Below are 16,020 nucleotides of genomic sequence, written 5' to 3' on the forward strand. Positions count from 1 at the left end.
AAATAATTATCTGTTAATCTTACCAATCCAATTAGTACAACAGTTAACACGATACACAGGGAAGATTTAATTGAATAGAAAATATATTTTGAATAACTCCCCTTAAAATTAGTATCAGTATCCCTCATTCCCTCGTCTATCGATTTTAATATCCGTATTTCTTCAAGTACACATATATGATTTGATTTTATACGAAAAACCATGAATTATTAAAAATTTAGTTTCAGATAGAATACGTAGACCATAGGAGTTGGTGTTTCTTAATCCAGAATACATTACTGGGTCTTTTTTTATTAGTACAAGATATAAATCGTCTGTTTGAATTATATAGTTGAGAAGGAATGCTTATAAAGAAGGAGGATCATGATGAAATATCAAACAATATTTCCCTCATTAAAAAAATCGCTTTTTATCTTTATCCTTTCTTTCAGTATGTTAATTTTCACACTCCCTGCCTCTACCTTTGCACAATCCAATAGCAATGCAAACCCTGTTACAAATTACTATGTATCTCCAACAGGAAATGACCTCAATCCTGGTACATTAGATCAACCTTTCGCTACCATTCAAAAAGCTGCTAATGTCGCAAAAGAAGGACGTACAATCTACATAAGAGGCGGAGTTTATAACCAAAAAGTTCGTGTCGCTCATTCTGGTACCTCAGGAGCACCCATTACTTTTCAAAATTACCAAGATGAAAAAGTCATTCTTGATGGTTCTAAAGTCAAGTTAGAAGATGATGGGTTATTTACAATAGAAGACAAAAACTATATTCAAGTAAAAGGATTAGAATTTCGTAACTTAAAGTCAACGAAAGTTAACGAAACCCCTATTGGTATTTATATCACTGGAACAGGAAGTTACATTGATATTAGAAATAATTATATTCACCACATTGAAGCAAATGTTAAGGATGGAAATGCACACGGTATTGCTGTATACGGTACTTCATCTAGTGCTCAAAATAATTTAAATCATATTGTCATTGATAATAACGAATTAGCAAATTTGAAGTTAGGACTGAGTGAAGCAATTGCTGTGAATGGGAATGTAGATTTCTTTGAAGTTACCAATAATAAAGTACATGATAACAACAACATCGGAATTGTCCTGATTGGACATGAAGGCGTATCACCAGTAGCTTCTTTAGATCAGGCACGAAATGGAGTTGTTCGTAATAACATTGTCCATCACAATTCATCCATCAATAATACTAGTTATAATGAATATTCAGCTGATGGTATTTACGTGGATGGTGGGAAGGAAATTGTCATTGAGCAAAATCAAAGCTATGAAAATGATCTCGGTATTGAAGTAGCTAGCGAACATGCTGGAAAAAGCGCAAGCCAAATTACTGTTAGAGACAATACAATATCAAATAATATTATGAGTGGTATTGCAATTGGTGGGTATGACAGTCAGCAAGGATATGCTGAAAATAACACAATTACGAACAATGTAATTTATAAAAATGATACAAAAGATCAAGAGAGTGGCCAAATCGAATTAAATTACGATACCCGAAACAATGTAATTACCAATAACCAAATCTATGCAAGTAATAGCCGTATTTTTATTAGCAATAATTTTAATAAAAACACTGGAAACAAACTCGATTACAATCATTACTATGGTGAATTCGATCAAACTAATGGCTTATGGCAATGGAAAAGAAAAATGTATAAAGGATTTTCTTCTTATCAAGCAGGTATGAACCAAGAAGGAAATGAACAACATAGTGTATTTAGCAAATTGTCTCCTTCATTCAAACTTACTTTAAAATGAAGCAAATTTACTAAAATGACTTTATCTTAGCACACTTCAAATCCCCTCCCCTATAATGGCAAGGATGAATTAAAAATTGCAGTTTCAATTGAAACTGCAATTTTTCCATGCTTATAAAGGCTCTGCATTTATTCTATAAGTACATAGGTGTATCTATAATTATATTTAGTAAGCTGCGGCTAATTTCTCTTAATATTAAGTATTAATACCTCCGCAGAAAATAATCTATTATTAATTTAGGAACAAGTATATTAATAATATGAACCTTATTTTTAGTATTTCTTTTTATATTTAATAGCTCCTTCTCCAATATAAATAAGCAACTTTTATTATCCCTAAAGAAATAAAGAAATATAGGAGGATATTCACAAATTGTCCTGCTGTAATATATTGAAGTATGTTAAGGAGAAATAATATAACTATTCCCAGATAAAGAGTATTATATAAAAAATTAGTAGTTTTATACTGAATTTCTAAACCTCTCTCATCTCTTGCCTCTGGGCTTTTTTGAAATTTAAACATATATAATTCACTTAAGCATGATAAAACTATAATAATAATTACAGCATACTTTATAAATTCCATTTTTTTATTCCTCCTTAAATTCAAAAACTTCCTCTAATGGTTTTCCAAAAGCTTGGGCTATTTTAAATGCAAGAATTAAAGAGGGATTATATTTATTCCTTTCCATAGAAGCGATAGTCTGTCTACTAGCACCTACTCTCTCTCCTAAATCTTGCTGTGTCCAACCTTTTTCGGCACGACAAACAACTATCCGGTTGTTTAACAACTACCTCCACCTCCCATAAACATTTTATCCTATTTTTAACATTTTGCATATAATCTTTAACATATTGTGTACTATTTTTTACATTTTATTAAAAATACCATATGAGGAACATTGAATATTCGTAAGAAGTTGTCTCTTCAAACAACTAATATTCTAGGAAATTGCAACTAAAGAAGTTGCTGTTTCTTTTATTCCCCTAAAAACTTAATCGCTTTGCGGTACTTCTCCAATCGTTTTAGGTCTCTCTCTGTTATCCTAGCAAGTCTTGAGCGATCAGAATTATGTTTTAAGTCTGCAAGTTTAACTGTACGGGCAAGAGAATTTTCTTTCACTCTGCTCAGATACTCAAAATAAGGCGTGTATTTCTCTTTTGTCAGCACCTGCACTGCCTTAACTACGTTATGAGGTATACCAGCATTTAACAGATCATTAGCAGTTATCTCAGTATCTTCCAGAACATCATGCAAATAAGCAGTAGCCTTCTCTTCGTTCGTATTTACAAAGCTAGCAACTGCCTCAGGGTGTTTGATATAATCCATACCTGCTTTATCTACTTGTCCAGCATGGGCTTTTTGGGCTATCTCATAAGCTATCTTTATATAATCAGGTAACATCGCAAAATCTCCCTTTCTTTAAACAGAATCTCCCCCTCTAGCAAGCTGTTCTAAAAGTGAAGGAGGAAAATATTGATATAACCTCAGCAAATCATTGAAGTTTATCTTGGAACAAAAAATTCATAAAAAATGCCATCCTCTCTGTATATTTCTACAAAAAGAATAGCGTTTTTGGGTTATACGGATACAATTTTATTTTAATTTGAATTACGCCCTTTTCCCTTACGGGTATTTACTATATTAATGAAGAAAATTAGTCCGCAGACAAGAAATAAAAAAGGGCGCACCCATGTTCTAAAATTACCAAGACTTATAATAAGCATTATAATGCAAAGGATACAACCTATAATATCAATGCTAAAAGATAACTTCCCCTTTATTGTTTTCATTTTTAACTATTCCCTTCCAGATGCCACCTTTAATTTATAATTCTTAATATAATAATAACATACGTTTCGAATTTTAACTTTTTTTACATTTAATCACTTTTTTTGTTCTGGTACAACAAATACTGTTATTGTGTGCCCCCAGGTAGCAAGATAGCAATAACCCCTGAAATTAAAATTAAATCTGAACAGATTGAAGAATTCACTACAAAAAATCTAACGAAGCAAAAATAAACAAACTATAGATTTGAATTATATTTCTCAACAACCAACATTACTTAATGTGGTAAAAATAATCAGATTGGCACTCAATACCATATTACGATGGTTCCAGTCGCAGGAAGGCACCTTTAGGTGTCTTTTTTTGTTTGAAACACATTCTGCCAAAATACCTGTATCTTTGTTCATTTACGACTCATATAAATCAACAAACTTCGTATATATAATTTGTTACCCTAAATGGGTTGAAAATACGAACAGTTATAGGAGGATTTTGTGAATGGTAAAAACAGCTTGTGTAAGTATTATTACTGGAATTCTTTTAATATGTTCAACAGGATGTGCCACTCAAACTGATTCTATTACAGCTAAAACTCAATCAATAGATGATGGCACATATACAACAAAAGAGATCACAGACGCATTTCCTGTAGGAACACCCATAACTACTTACATTCAAAAAGAAGAAAAACTGAGCGTAAAACATCTCACCAATATTTCACTTACAGATGGTGGCGTCGGTAGAGTTCTGGAAGCAACAGATGGTTTTGTTGTCGTATGTGGGGATGAAAAAGGAATTTTTGATGTGTTAATATTTAAAACCATGGAAGATGTAAAGAAATATGAACAGAGTTTAAAGCGATGATTAATATCCTTCTTATTCCTTTTACACAAACATTGTCCTCTAGCTCTTGCTATGGCTTTTTCTAAGTACAGTATAATTGCGTCATGAATACACACACGTTATAATAGTCACCTAATTACATATGAAGAGGTGCAGAAAATGAATAAAACAGAATTAACAAAAGTAGTAGCAGAAAAAGCTGAACTTACACAAAAAGATGCTGCAACAGCAACACAAGCGTTATTAGATACAATAACAAATGCGTTAGCAAATGGAGAGAAAGTACAGATTCTTGGTTTTGGTACATTTGAAGTACGTGAAAGATCTGCACGTACAGGACGTAACCCACAAACAGGTGAAGAAATGCAAATCGCAGCTTCAAAAGCACCTGCTTTTAAAGCTGGAAAAGAATTAAAAGAGGCAGTGAAATAATTTTACATATTGAAAAGATCTTGATATGAATATCAAGATCTTTTCAATATCCTTTTTGTTTTATTCTAAGGACACATCTTGCAAATTCTATATAAAATAGATCCCAAAAAGAATGTAATCAACTTGTGTTATGATGAACATTTTAAGTTCGAAACCAGTGAGCTTTCTTTCCCTTTTTATTTTTCGAAAATATAGAAGCATTATATATTCTCTTTATTTATATACAGCTAGTTTTTGTAAAAGTTGTTCTTTTATAACCGGCCATTCGCTTGCAATAATACTATATACAACTGCATCCCGTACATAACCATTTGGCAATTGTCTTTCGTTTCGCAATACACCTTCTTTTACAGCACCAAGCCTTTCAATTGCGCGCTGAGCTTTTTCATTCCGTAAATCCGTTTTTATTTGCACACGTAGCATGTGTAACTCTTCAAAAGCATATTGCAATAACATATACTTACACTCAGTATTTATACTTGTACGATGTACACTTGGATGATACCACGTTTGCCCAAGTTCAACCGTTTTGTTATCATTTGAAATACTGTACAAACGTGTACTGCCTACAATTTCATTCGTTTTCTGATCTACAACAACAAATGGTAAATCCGTTTCCCCTTCAAAACCTTTTATTGCTACTTCAACATACTGCTCCATATCTTGATAGCTATCCATTTTAGCTATTAAATACGTCCATATTTCTTTATTTCCTTCCACAATGTTAAATAAGCTTTCGATATCATTTAGATGCATTAATCGTAACATGGCTCTATCATTTACTAATTTCATAAACTATTCCCCTTTTCAATAGATGCTCCAATAGTTGGCATTTCACAATCATTTTTTCAAATAATTATGAAATTGGGCATAAATCGAATGATTTGCTACAAACTTAAAATCATTAAACATTCCCTTGCCCTTCTTACTATAATTTTCACGTAATTACATCTATTTTAAAAGGTCCGCCATATATACATTCTCTTTAAATAGTGGTATGGTTTGACACAATATTTCTACAGCTTTTTTATAAACAGCATAATGTTATTTTAAACCTAGATTGCTAGCTGTACTCCATGACTATCAAGCTAACCAGAACGGATTTATCCCAAAACAATAAATACGACCAACACTCAAAAAATTATCGTTCTGGGAGTGTTATAATTTCTTAACTTAATAGGCATGTCTGGTGGGCCTCTACCGTGAAAACCAACGCTTATAATCAAAAAGCGCATAAGTATTTATATTAGAAAGTGAGATATTTCACCATCAGATGGTACTAAAATATTGTCGGAAAGTCCTTTTTCATTGATGAAATTTTTTAATTCTTTTCTAGTCAGTAAGCAATGGTTGACAGCTTCCATATGAACAACAATAATAGTTGAATTTTGAGCTTCCATGTATGTTTGATAAATATCTTCTTTAGTCATAATTACAGGATTTCCTTGAAGAAATTGTGCCCCTCCTCCATTTACAACAATTACTTCCGGATTATGCGTTTTAAGCACCTTTTGAACATCGGTACACCATATTGTATCTCCTGCTATATAGAGTGTTTTTTCATTTGGGTGTTTAAAGACAACACCTGAAACTTCCCCCATAAGATGTCCTATGTCTCCCGTACCGTGTTTTCCATCGGTTTTAGTTAGGGTAATGCTCCCCATATTAATAGCATTAGTTAATGCTTCAACGTTCTGAAAACCTTCTTTTTTAATTGCTTCCACGTCTTTTTCATTTTGTGCATAGATTTGTATATCTTTAGGTAAAACCTCTTTTGCAATCTGGTCAAAATGATCAGGATGTAAGTGTGTAATGATAACAGCATCAACCTGAATGATTTCTTCTATAGAAGTTGGTAAGCTAACCAAAGGGTTTAGCATATGTTGATTTGGTGTATTAGGAAACGGTGGAATCAATCCTTTTTCAGCTAAAAAAGGATCGATTAGAAACTTCTTATCACCATAATGTAAAACTAGCGTTGCATTTCGTATGAGCCTGATATCCATGAAGTAATCCTCCTTTTGCAAGATTTACTAATAGTATAAAATAAGAAGTAAATAATTTTACATGGTCAAAATCAAGTATTTAGATGGTTTGACTTGAAATATGAAAGGATTTGAAACGATGTTAGACGATACAGATAAAAAAATATTAAGAGAATTATCGAAGAATGGTCGTATGTCGATGAAAGAATTAGGAAAAAAAGTTCATTTGACGGGGCAAGCAACTTCATCTAGAGTAATAAAGTTAGAAGAGAACGGTGTCATAGAAGGTTATACGATTAAATTAAACAAACTAAAATCAGGCTACCCTGTACATACATTTATAAATATATATACAAAAGACGTTCAACATCAGCCCTTTTTATCTTTTATAAAAACACAACATGAATATATTATAAATAACTTTAAAATTAGTGGTGAAGGTTGTTATCTTCTTGAATGTAAGTTTTCTTCTAATGAAGTACTAGATCAATTTTTAACCAAACTAAACCTGCATGCCAATTATAAATTATCCATAGTGATTAATTAATCTGGACCAAAAAACATTTGGTGATTTTTATATTTAAGCTATTTAATTACATCAGCCAGTATAAGTAAAATCACGTGAGAATACGCACAAAGTTGTCTAAAAAAAAGAAACATATACCTGCAGAAAAAAAGAGGATATGTTTCTTCTTTGATACAGTGTGTAAAATATACAAATTTAGAGTATATTTTGTACAAATAGTCATCGATTTGTACTACCTTTTCCTCATTTGGCATTAGAGATTGAAATGGAAGAGAACAGATTTGGAATACTATTGTCAAAAGCTAATGTAAAGGAAGGGATTAATTCATGTATTCTTTCTTGCAGTGATTTCTTACCTACTTCTCCAAGTTCGTTCAAAAGTTCATTTCCCTCCGAAGTCTCATCCCCAGTGATTAACATGCTTAATATATCTGAATTAATGATTTCATGAGGCGAATGAACTAGCCCATTCATCATTATATATTTTTGGAGCATGGATGAATTATCCTCATTTGCTTGCTTTAAAGCTTGTTTAAGATATAAATCAAAATATTTTTGTGCAAATTTCACACCTTTTAGTGGAACGGCTCCTACATGTTCAACACCTTTCCAACGTAAATCCGCAATTGAACTCAGCCACCATGCCGGCTCAATAGCTTGTTGCATACGTTGCAGCACTTTGCGTTCGAATCCAGGTTTATGAGTAGAATGTTCTTTTAAACAAGTATCTAACATTTCAGCTTCAATGGCTGCTACGGTCATCCCCTGCCCATAAATAGGGTCAAAGTTACAAAAAGCATCACCTAACACTAATAATCCAGATGGCCAATTTTCCATTTGTTCAAAATGTTGACGAGTTGACTCATGCGCTCTAAATCCTCTTGGGACACTAATTGGTTCTAACTCTTTAATTAACTCCCTCATCATAGGGGTAACTAATGAGTCCAGTTCTTTTTCATATTCTTTTGAATTGGTTGGTGGATAGTGCGTACCTCCAGCAACAAATAGTAGCGCTTGAGCTATGTTATCTTCAATATATAATAACCCTACAGCTCCAACGTTTTTAGCTGGATCTCCTTCAGAAATTGCACTCAATTTCTCTTTGATATGTGAAGGCACTTTATAATATCTCGTGCTATATCCAAAATTCACCTTTAAACGTTCTGGTTCTGGAACATCATATCCCATAGATGTAAGCCATTTATTAAGTTTAGATTGACGACCACATGTATCAACTACCAAATCGGTTAACACAGTTCGCTTTGTTTTTAATTCGTCTCGTTCTTGAATATTGACTCCAATAACAAGCTTGTGATCAGACGAAGTTAGAAGACCTGTCACCACTTGCTTTGAATGAAAATGTACATTAGAAATTTCTTGTACACGTTGGCGGATTGTCCATTCTAACAATGCTCGACTGCTCGCTGCACCTTTTCGTTCTATAACTAGTTCAAGTGCCCCATAAGGAGAAAATCGGATCATTTTATCATTCTTGACATTATGGGCCCCTAGATTTAATAAATCATCAACATATCCAGGAAAGAAACGGTTCATAATTATTTCTCCGCGTGGTAATACACGATGAGGATGAAAGTCTTGTGGTGTACCTGGACGTTCAGATGGTTTTTGAGGTAATTCATCTTTTTCAACAACTATCACTGTCTCAAAATAACTGGAAAGCACGCGTGCAGTAAGCAAGCCTGCAACACCAGCTCCAATCACGAGTGCCTTTTCTCTTTTTTGCTGTTGATATAGTAACTGACTATCCATCAATAATCTCTCCTCTTTCTAAAAAGTATGTTTGTTCAGCATGAATCTATTAAAACTTTTCCAGAAATCAGAATAAACAAATGATGATTTTTCATTATTTCAGTAAGGAGTCCGTTGCTATAATCGTTCATATAGTGAAACAAAAACAGATACATTTCAAAACACTACAATCCCCCCTATTACAAGTGAGAAATAATTAACGTGACCAGTAGAATTGTAGTATCTAATAGCATTGGTCTTGAATAGTTTGTTTTTTTGATTATAAATGTGTCAGTAAACCTAGCACATTTATCGTTATACTTTCAAACTTAGTTCTCTTAAAATATATATGTTTATATTTTTTAGATATACGATTTTAAATCCTTCTGAAAAACCATAGCACCATCCACAATAAGCGTCCCATACATAAATAAGAATATCTTGTTTCGTCTCTATTTAAATCTCCTACATTAGTATTAATGCTGATAAGAAACATTTGAGAAAAGGAGCGTTAAAATAATGAAAAAGATTAAGAAAATTGTATTAAGTATGGTAGTAGTAAGTGCATTAACATGTAGCATGATTAGTTTAAATGTATCACAACACTCTTCTTTTAATGGTGGAGATACGCCAGCACCAACAAAAACGATTGTCTCTGGTGGAGTATCTATTGATTAACGTAATATATTCCCTTTTGTAAATTCAGAAAATTCAACCTATTATTTTTTATAAAATCTTGAGCCCTTAGTCCGAAACACCCCTGTTTCGGACTATTCACGTTACTATTTTTGGTTTGAAAAGGATTAATCAAAATAAGGCTATTCACTATTTTTTACATTCTCCCCCTTCAAGCCGAGGAACTCCGTATTAACTAGGTAGCGAATTCTATTAAACAATTATTAAATCTCCTTTCATCCAAGTTAAAGTAACTATAAAGTTCATTTCATTACTGCCAAATTCTCATAAATATATGCCTTTACAACAACTATTGATTATTTTTTATATCATTAATTCTATAATTTCTTTAATGCACTTACCATTATCCATTGCTATATCTAATTTCCGTTTAAATCCCTTATTTATAAGTTTATACCTATACATCGTGTTAAATTATGTGTGGCAAGATAAAACAAGGTGTTAAATTTAATTATTGTTAGGTAGTTTCTACGGTATGATATTATCACACAATTAGTTATACATATAAAAAAGATTTCCTGCTTTGTAACAGGAAACCTTTTACGTATTATTAACCTAAAAACCTAAAATTTCAACAATCTGACGGGCCTTAGCATTATCTATAAAATAATGCATCTCTATCCCTCTTCTTTCTGAGCGGAGTACGGTTCCCCTCAATTTTGATAAATGTTGTGAAACAGTGGATTGTGGGAGTCTCAATATCTCCGTTAACTGTGTAACATTGCAGACTTTATGTTGCATTAATTCATTTACAATTTGTAATCGAACAGGATGTGCCATTACTTTTAATACATCTACATCGTCTTCTTGGATTTCAGCTAGATTTCTTTCAGATATTAATGTTATCATTTCGCATTCCCCTTTATTATTAATTTCTATTTTCCTGTTATCCTTATAATTAATACTTATAGCTAATTACCATTTGTCCTGTTGAGAAAATATATTCTCTTTTTAAAACAAAAAGGACACCAATTCATTAAAACGTTTTTACTACTTTAATGAATTGGTGCCCTCTAATTTTTTGACCCAAATATATCTTATTTTAAAGGATATTTTCAGTTCCTTTTTTCTCACGTCTAGTAAAATTTTGTATTTTCTTTAAAATTCATATTAAGAATACTCTTCAAATCCTGAAAGCATAAATTTGCGGTAAACCTATACTTTCTATCACATTCCACACCAATTAAGATAGTTAACACTATTAACACAGTGCTAACTATCTTAATTGAATATTAATAATAGTGAATCTACATATTATCAATTAACTTTATAGTACATGTATGTAAAAATAATAACATGATAAGCTTTTTCAAATTTTTCTCCTTGTAAAGATTTGAAAATAGCATTTCATTACTCTCCTTACTGTTAATATGCCTAGAAAAAGAACCCCATAGGGTTCTTTTTCTGTTCATTCCCTAAAGTCCTATATTAATAAAAAAAGAAGAGGGATATATCCTCTCTTCACCAATAAAATCGAACATCTTTACACTTAAGGAAGGGCATACATTCATCAAGAGATGAAATGAACAATAATAGTTCACCTAGTGAATTATAACATAAACCCAATTCCATTAATAGATAATATTAACATTTATGGAATAATTGTGACAGAATTGTTAAGTATCTTAATATTAAAAGGCTTTATATGTATGTAAATTGAAAATGGATAGTGTAAGGATAAAATATAAGGGGGATATATCATGTTTAACAAAAAACAAACATTCGTAACAACGGTAACAGCTTTAACACTAGGATGTGGATTTACATTCGGATTAACACCGGCCTTTGCAGATTCTAACAAGATTTCCGCCAACAATATTCCTGTTCATTCTATTCAGAACCAAGAACAAGAACCTTTTACTGGATATGTCATTTCAGTAGAGAACAATTATTTAGTAGTTGCAGCTACGCCTACAAAAGATGAAGCTCTTGCTTATCAACATGATTGGTGGGATCTAGTTTCTCAAAATAAGATTTTAAGGGTCCCTGTTTCAGATGGTGCAAACTACACATTAGGTGAGAAATTAAATGTATATGCAGCTGCATGGACTAAATCCCTACCACCAATAGCTGTTATGCCTACAATTGAAAAAGTATTTCAGTAGGTAATATTTCAAATAATAAAGCTGTCCTATATAAAAAGGAGTTGTTATTCAACTCCTTTTTATCTTTTTACATTTTCCAGAATTCTTTCCTTCTCATACATCCAATAATTGATAACTATTTTTTCCTAACTAACTAAAGCAGATTTCATCTTATTTATAGTCATAATTCACCTTAAAATTCAGATTACAGCAGTTGATAAATGTATCCATTCCCAAAAATCCATTCTAGATTTCTTTTTTCTGTAGCTACCTCCTCCTGAACTGATATTATAGTTCGTTTTGCCTCTTGAATCTCTCTGACCATTTTCATAAAATTATCATCTCTTATAACTCTATCCTCTTATCTATCCTTTCTTCACGTTTCTTCCAATCTTTCATATATTCTCTTATTAATTTCTTCTATAATTTACTTGTTCTTTTGAGAAAATTTTAGGTTCGTTTGTCTAGTTCAGGGCTGTATTGATGAACCCAACGCATAATCGTTGTAAAAGCAATAGATAAGCCCCCTTTCACAATCTTTTCCACTAAATCATAAAAACTAAGACTGTACCATTACCAACATAAAATCAGAATTATAATGCTTTCATGTAAACACTTTTTCCTTTTTATATTAATAGTATCAGCATCCACAAGATTAATAAGTTTATTACAATTCTCCTGAATTTTTTGCACTAAAACTATATTTCATCTCTATTTACCTTTATATGAAATTAAATTAATATTTGATAATTTTCAAGATACCCCATATTGAGAATTATCAAATATTAATTTAAAATTATTTCTATATATGTTAGAATGTAGTATGCGATATCTGTTTTTATATTAGGTTTATAAATTTAATATAAAATAATATTAAACTTTTTTAAATGCCACAATAATGCAATAGATATGTAACTAAGTCGTTTTAATATTAAGGAGGTATATAATGTTAAAAAATAATGAGGAGAAATTCATAAAGTTCCAGGTACCAGATATTATATTTACTACCTTAATTATAGTATCCGCTCTTATAACTTTTAGAATTAGCCAATATCTGTACATAACCTATTTATTATTAGGGACTATGTTTATATTTAGAGGCATAAGGGACTTTAAGTTAAATAAATCTAAAGTATTGGCTAGCATTGAGTTGATACTAGGTTTTACTTTTAGCATATATATACTAGCTAATCATTTATAATTAAATTTATTTACCTATAATGTTATATTTTACATTGATGGTTTTTAATATTTTATTCAATATGAATTTCTTAATAGACCGTGAGCATTATATTGAATAAAAAAATCGTAGCTAATTCAACTTGTAATAGTTTCACTAACTCTTCCATTCGTATTTGTTTGTTGATTAATTTTTGATTGTCCTTAGTCATAGATAGACGACATTTTTCTTCAGTTTAAGGGCGTCTACTTCTTGATTCGCCCCAATGATTTCCCAATAACCTTTACACTCTTACTGTCAAATTGCTAATGTATCACTACATTCATTTTTTCTTCTAAAGTAAATTTAGTCATAAAAAACTGTCCCCCAATCGTTAGACGGTGCCTAACAATTGGGGGAATTCCACCACATTGAGCTGTTTTTTTACTTTTATTGTTTTTTGTAGGTAAATTGTAAAAGAGCTTGCCCTGCTTCCTCTAAATACTCCAACACTATTTTATGTTGACCTGCGGTTATAGGAACTGTCACAGTTCTTATATCTCCTCCATTTGGACCCCATGAATCTAAAATTCTCTTATCATCTATATACAAACGAACTCCGTCATCTGCTTTTGCTTGAAAATGATAGTTTCCTTGTTCAAATGTATCTATTTTAGTAAAACGTGCAGAAAAATTATCACTTGGGATAATTGGAGACGGAGAAGCGCTCCCCCAATTGAAATCAATATTATTAATTTGGTCTATTGATCCCTTTCCGCCTTTAACCAGAGCATTACCTTTCAAGTCTTTATTAGGGTAATATTCCGCCGTCCATTGTGGAGATAAAATAGCATTTTTATATGGTTCCATACCGAATTCTACTTTACTTAGACCACCCTCTTCTAAATATTGTACTTCAACCAGATGAATATCTTTTTCAGTAGATTTTCCCAATACAGCCGCTCCTGCATTGTCATTAATTATAACTTTTTGAGCATCCTCTACATATCCTCCACTCCCATACCAACGATCTATAACCTGTTTACCATCAATAAATACACGCATGCCATCATCTGCTTTTCCACGTATTATATATTCTCCAGCCGGTAACCTTTTTATTGTAGTATAACGAACTGAAAAATTATCATTTGGTACTTTTGAAGTGGGAGACCCGATTCCACTATCTTCAAACAAAACTTTTTCACTTCCTTTTGGAGCAATTACCTTGGCATCAGAAGGAGTCCCTTCTAAATTTTTGTTTGGATAATAATAGGCTAGCCAGTGGTCAAACGGTACAATGTCAGAGAAAATCACTGCATTTCCCGCATTCTCATAAAAATCCGTTTGAATAGAATGTTGGCCCTTGGTCATATTTGTAAGCAATGCCCTGTCAATTTGTCCACCGGAATCATACCAACGATCAATTATTTTTTTATCATCAAAGGTTACACGAACTCTATCATCTGCTAGTGTTTGCACAAAATAATCCCCTGCATTTAAATTTTGAGATTGGTCAAATATAGCCATAAAATCATCTGTATGATTTTTAAAAGGACCACTAGCTCCCCAATTGTAATGCACATTTGACTTTTTCTCTTTAAAAATAAATGGTGTAACAGTAATATAGCTACTAAAATATTTTGCAGATTTATCATAATTTACATACGCATCCGTTGGTGAATCACTCCATGTATCATGCACTACTATGTCACGATAGTTTTCATTTGTTTCAGGCAGGTATAGTTGCATATAACCAATTCCAGTCATTGTATGATTCCCATAATAAGGTTCCTCGAGCGTGTTTATTATTATCGGTCTATCTGAATCAATTTCTTTTATGTATTTTTCATAAGTAGGTTTCTCATCATACCCAATTACAGGATTATACCCGCGACTCTGAAAATACTGTTCAAGCCCTGGCTTCATTCTAGACTCGATAGTGCTACCTGCTGAATCTGTACCCATTGCGGCACCTAAATTATCAATTAATTGATTAGAAGTTTCATTACTTCGAAATAAATTATCATATCCATGTTGTCCCCAATAAGCTACTAAGTTTGCAATTGCTGTTGGAGAACAGCCATGATACCAGGTGTAATCAGGTACATTACTAATATTATGTTCTTTATAATCCGGTTCTTGTGAGTTTAATTCCATCTGGGGTGCATTATATGTGTGAGGTTGATGTTGTTTTTCTTTATCTTTATCTATTTGTATACTTTTGGCTTGATTTATACCTATGGCTTGGCTGGTGTGGATATTAATTACTTTGTCTTTCTCTTTTTTTAGATGGTGAAGTGGCCCAGTATATATAGCTTTTCCCTCGTCAATATTTTTGTAGGGATTAGAACCTTCTCTAGTAGATTCTAAGATAGGAGAACCATTGTTCTTACTATCCGCAATGATATATCCAAGATCTTCATTATTCTTTTGTACTTGAAATAAGTATCCAGTAATCTGTCCTTCTAAATCATATAGTGTTTTACTTTCGCTGAAATGGGTATCTTGCCACTTTGAGTTGGCTTGTTTACTTACTCCTTTAAGATATTTTTCAGCTTTACTTTGTGCTTCTTGTTTTGAAATAGTGTTTGTAGCTGTTTCGGCCGCATGGGAGTCAGTTGGCTGACTTAAAAATAATCCAACTGAAAGCGCAACAGCAGAATACATAAAATGATACTTTTTCATTTTTACCCCTCTTTTGGTTATATTAGATTAAAGTCAAATGATATTTTTAATAACAATGCATAATAACTCCTACCTACCATGTGATATAAGAATTGAAAGAAGAAAAACATATACATAAAGGTAAACAACTAGGGCCAGTTAAGTATCTTAATAATATAGCGGAAAAAGAATATTTATTTATTAGGAAACACATATGTTCTATATTGTAATTTTGATAAAAAGGGGACAACTTGATTTGCAAAAACAAGTTGTCCAAAATTAAAGAGCGTGCATCCACCAAGTTAT

The 16,020-nt window shown here is 32.0% G+C and carries 14 protein-coding genes and 3 pseudogenes; 6 read left to right on the forward strand and 11 right to left on the reverse strand.

The window, feature by feature from the left end; all coding sequences use genetic code 11:
• The first annotated feature begins 366 nt into the window (after positions 1-366).
• Positions 367-1,785 (forward strand): right-handed parallel beta-helix repeat-containing protein, encoded by a 1,419-nt coding sequence (locus tag N2V80_RS28100; RefSeq protein WP_061655537.1) that lies wholly within the window; start codon positions 367-369, stop codon positions 1,783-1,785.
• A gap of 291 nt (positions 1,786-2,076) precedes the next feature.
• Here N2V80_RS28100 and N2V80_RS28105 read toward each other — a convergent pair whose 3' ends face one another.
• From N2V80_RS28105 to N2V80_RS28115, 3 genes are all read right to left on the reverse strand, one after another.
• Entirely contained in the window at positions 2,077-2,370 is a 294-nt protein-coding gene (locus tag N2V80_RS28105) for a hypothetical protein (protein ID WP_061655538.1), read from the reverse strand.
• A 4-nt stretch (positions 2,371-2,374) separates the two neighbouring features.
• Positions 2,375-2,575 (reverse strand): helix-turn-helix transcriptional regulator, encoded by a 201-nt coding sequence (locus N2V80_RS28110; RefSeq protein WP_000933886.1) that lies wholly within the window; start codon positions 2,573-2,575, stop codon positions 2,375-2,377.
• Between the two features lie 188 nt (positions 2,576-2,763).
• Complete coding sequence (locus N2V80_RS28115; RefSeq protein WP_061655539.1) at positions 2,764-3,189, reverse strand: HD domain-containing protein; 426 nt, start codon at positions 3,187-3,189, stop codon at positions 2,764-2,766.
• A gap of 885 nt (positions 3,190-4,074) precedes the next feature.
• On the opposite strand from N2V80_RS28115, the gene N2V80_RS28120 reads away from it, so the two are divergent.
• Both N2V80_RS28120 and N2V80_RS28125 read left to right on the forward strand, forming a co-directional pair.
• On the forward strand, positions 4,075-4,440 hold the full coding sequence (locus N2V80_RS28120) for a hypothetical protein (RefSeq protein WP_061655540.1): 366 nt from the start codon (positions 4,075-4,077) through the stop codon (positions 4,438-4,440).
• 138 nt (positions 4,441-4,578) lie between these two features.
• Positions 4,579-4,851, forward strand: coding sequence for an HU family DNA-binding protein (locus tag N2V80_RS28125; RefSeq protein WP_061655541.1), 273 nt, complete (start codon positions 4,579-4,581; stop codon positions 4,849-4,851).
• A gap of 213 nt (positions 4,852-5,064) precedes the next feature.
• Here the strand turns inward: N2V80_RS28125 and N2V80_RS28130 are convergent, their stop codons facing one another.
• Both N2V80_RS28130 and N2V80_RS28135 read right to left on the reverse strand, forming a co-directional pair.
• Complete coding sequence (locus N2V80_RS28130; protein WP_061655542.1) at positions 5,065-5,643, reverse strand: GNAT family N-acetyltransferase; 579 nt, start codon at positions 5,641-5,643, stop codon at positions 5,065-5,067.
• A gap of 449 nt (positions 5,644-6,092) precedes the next feature.
• Positions 6,093-6,857: an MBL fold metallo-hydrolase gene (locus N2V80_RS28135; RefSeq protein ID WP_061655543.1), complete on the reverse strand. Its 765-nt coding sequence runs from the start codon at positions 6,855-6,857 to the stop codon at positions 6,093-6,095.
• 118 nt (positions 6,858-6,975) lie between these two features.
• Here N2V80_RS28135 and N2V80_RS28140 point away from each other — a divergent pair, with 118 nt between their 5' ends.
• Positions 6,976-7,383, forward strand: coding sequence for an Lrp/AsnC family transcriptional regulator (locus N2V80_RS28140; RefSeq protein ID WP_061655547.1), 408 nt, complete (start codon positions 6,976-6,978; stop codon positions 7,381-7,383).
• Positions 7,384-7,605: 222 nt separating this feature from the next.
• Here the strand turns inward: N2V80_RS28140 and N2V80_RS28145 are convergent, their stop codons facing one another.
• Together N2V80_RS28145 and N2V80_RS28150 are read right to left on the reverse strand one after the other, a co-directional pair.
• Positions 7,606-9,132 carry an NAD(P)/FAD-dependent oxidoreductase gene (locus N2V80_RS28145; protein ID WP_061655544.1) on the reverse strand — a complete coding sequence of 509 codons (1,527 nt, stop codon included), beginning with the start codon at positions 9,130-9,132 and terminating at the stop codon, positions 7,606-7,608.
• A 327-nt stretch (positions 9,133-9,459) separates the two neighbouring features.
• Positions 9,460-9,567: pseudogene (locus N2V80_RS28150) on the reverse strand (DsbA family protein); the annotation flags it as partial.
• Between the two features lie 63 nt (positions 9,568-9,630).
• Between N2V80_RS28150 and N2V80_RS28155 the strand changes: the two are divergent.
• The gene (locus tag N2V80_RS28155) at positions 9,631-9,789 is read left to right on the forward strand and encodes a Phr family secreted Rap phosphatase inhibitor (RefSeq protein WP_080450949.1); all 159 of its coding nucleotides are present in this window, start codon (positions 9,631-9,633) and stop codon (positions 9,787-9,789) included.
• 573 nt (positions 9,790-10,362) lie between these two features.
• On the opposite strand, the gene N2V80_RS28160 is transcribed toward N2V80_RS28155, so the two are convergent.
• Complete coding sequence (locus N2V80_RS28160) at positions 10,363-10,656, reverse strand: ArsR/SmtB family transcription factor (RefSeq protein ID WP_061655545.1); 294 nt, start codon at positions 10,654-10,656, stop codon at positions 10,363-10,365.
• 851 nt (positions 10,657-11,507) lie between these two features.
• Between N2V80_RS28160 and N2V80_RS28165 the strand changes: the two genes are divergently transcribed.
• Entirely contained in the window at positions 11,508-11,912 is a 405-nt protein-coding gene (locus tag N2V80_RS28165; RefSeq protein ID WP_061655546.1) for a DUF3221 domain-containing protein, read from the forward strand.
• 184 nt (positions 11,913-12,096) lie between these two features.
• Here the strand turns inward: N2V80_RS28165 and N2V80_RS28170 are convergent.
• From N2V80_RS28170 to N2V80_RS28180, 3 genes and pseudogenes are all read right to left on the reverse strand, one after another.
• A pseudogene (locus N2V80_RS28170) lies at positions 12,097-12,308 on the reverse strand (DUF3967 domain-containing protein); the annotation flags it as partial.
• A 39-nt stretch (positions 12,309-12,347) separates the two neighbouring features.
• Positions 12,348-12,461 (reverse strand): annotated as a pseudogene (locus tag N2V80_RS28175) (IS6 family transposase); the annotation flags it as partial.
• Positions 12,462-13,500: 1,039 nt separating this feature from the next.
• Positions 13,501-15,735, reverse strand: coding sequence for a PA14 domain-containing protein (locus tag N2V80_RS28180; RefSeq protein ID WP_340981012.1), 2,235 nt, complete (start codon positions 15,733-15,735; stop codon positions 13,501-13,503).
• Positions 15,736-16,020 lie beyond the last annotated feature (285 nt).

The sequence above is a fragment of the Bacillus sp. FSL W8-0640 genome, from assembly GCF_038007725.1.
Classification (GTDB): Bacteria; Bacillota; Bacilli; order Bacillales; family Bacillaceae_G; genus Bacillus_A; species Bacillus_A cereus.